At 56.1% G+C, this 1,076-nt stretch carries 1 protein-coding gene and 1 pseudogene; both read right to left on the reverse strand.

Features of this window, described 5'->3' with window-relative positions:
* Positions 1-477, reverse strand: a pseudogene (locus B2M20_RS18665) (DNA methylase N-4); the annotation flags it as partial.
* Positions 437-730, reverse strand: coding sequence for a ParB/Srx family N-terminal domain-containing protein (locus B2M20_RS20720; protein ID WP_338013183.1), 294 nt, complete (start codon positions 728-730; stop codon positions 437-439). The pseudogene B2M20_RS18665 and the gene B2M20_RS20720, both read right to left, overlap by 41 nt.
* Positions 731-1,076: the final 346 nt, after the last annotated feature.

Here is a 1,076-nt window from a genome sequence, read left to right on the forward strand (position 1 = left end):
CAGGAACGCCGTGAACTCCGATTGTGACATCTCGCCCGATGCCATTGCGAACTCCCGGTGCTGCACGCTGCCCAAACCTCCAACGTGACCCGCGATCGGAACATTATAGGGCGGATCGGTAAAGACTAGCTGCGCGCGGACTTCGCCCAACAATCGCTGATACGTCTGCCGTTGCGTGGAATCGCCACAGATCAGGCGATGGCTGCCGATTTGCCAGATATCCCCGAGCCGCGTCACGGCGGGACCTGAGGGAAGCGGAATGTCCGTATCAGTAGGTTCGTTGCTGTTGGCGATGTCGAGTTCGCCGATCAAAAGATCAATTTCCGGCAGCTCGAACCCCGTTAAACTGACATCGAAATCGATGTCGAGGCTGCTCAAATACTGAAACTCCAGTCCAAGCAGGTTGCGATCCCAGCCGGCATTTTCCGCAAGCTTGTTATCGGCGATGACATAGGCGCGGATTTCGGCTTCGCTCATCGCCGAGGCGCACCGTCGGAACCTGGCTCATGCCTACAAGCTTGGCGGCTGCGACGCGGCCATGCCCGGCGATAATGCCGTTGGCATCATCGATCAGAACGGGATTTGTAAATCCGAACTGTGTGATTGCTCGCGCGATCTGGTCGATTTGCTTCTTGGAATGGGTTCGAGGATTGCTCTTGCGCGGATTGAGGGCTGCGATGTCCTGATAAACAATGGTCAGGTTGGATCTGTTTGCCGATAGTGAGCTCATTTCTTACCTCCGTGACAGGAGGTAGCTTATTAGACACAGAAAACCGCAGGTTCATTCATATTAAGTCGGCGCATTGTAGTTAACGATCCCATTGAGAAACGTTCTCCAAGTCATGTACCTAAGTTCCGCGCGCCGTAACGCCATTCGCGCCGCGCGTTCATGCGGTGCACCGGTCCACCAATCTTTATTGCGAATGGCAGGCCAACCCTGAAGACCCAAGCGGCGATGGCGCGCCCGCAGCCAGCGAGGTAGCGGGGGTACCTTGCGGTGGCTAAATTGATTCGCATCTCGTTGAAGACCGATTTCGGGGGGCGGCCGGTACGCCACCTTAATTCATCTCGGCGCT

This window comes from Nitrobacter vulgaris (genome assembly GCF_002028545.1).
In the GTDB taxonomy this organism is placed as follows: Bacteria; Pseudomonadota; Alphaproteobacteria; order Rhizobiales; family Xanthobacteraceae; genus Nitrobacter; species Nitrobacter vulgaris.